At 40.4% G+C, this 245-nt stretch carries 1 protein-coding gene; it reads left to right on the top strand.

Going from position 1 to position 245, the window contains the following annotated elements; all coding sequences use genetic code 11:
* The coding region (locus tag NE619_RS18410; protein ID WP_330640875.1) for a hypothetical protein at positions 1-245 on the top strand (245 nt) is incomplete at both ends.

Raw genomic sequence — 245 nt, 5'->3', positions numbered from 1 at the left:
AAGAAAAGAAAATAAAAATTCACAAACGGGAGAATATGAAACATACATAGAAGAAAAAACATCTTCCGTGCTGTCGCAGGTGAAAGGAGCAGGAAAAGTAACCGTGATGGTGACGCTTAAATCAAACGGACAGAAATTGATTGAAAAAGATCATTCAGGAAGTACGCAGACCCAAGAAGAGACATCCGACGGCAATGTTCGGAAAGATTCGGAAAGTACGTCGGAGAAAATCAGCGTATATGAGC

It is taken from the genome of Anaerovorax odorimutans (assembly GCF_024459955.1).
Classification (GTDB): domain Bacteria; phylum Bacillota; class Clostridia; order Peptostreptococcales; family Anaerovoracaceae; genus Hominibacterium; species Hominibacterium odorimutans_A.
Note: the sequence above shows the minus strand (reverse complement) of the source record. Positions and strands in the feature narration are given on the sequence as shown.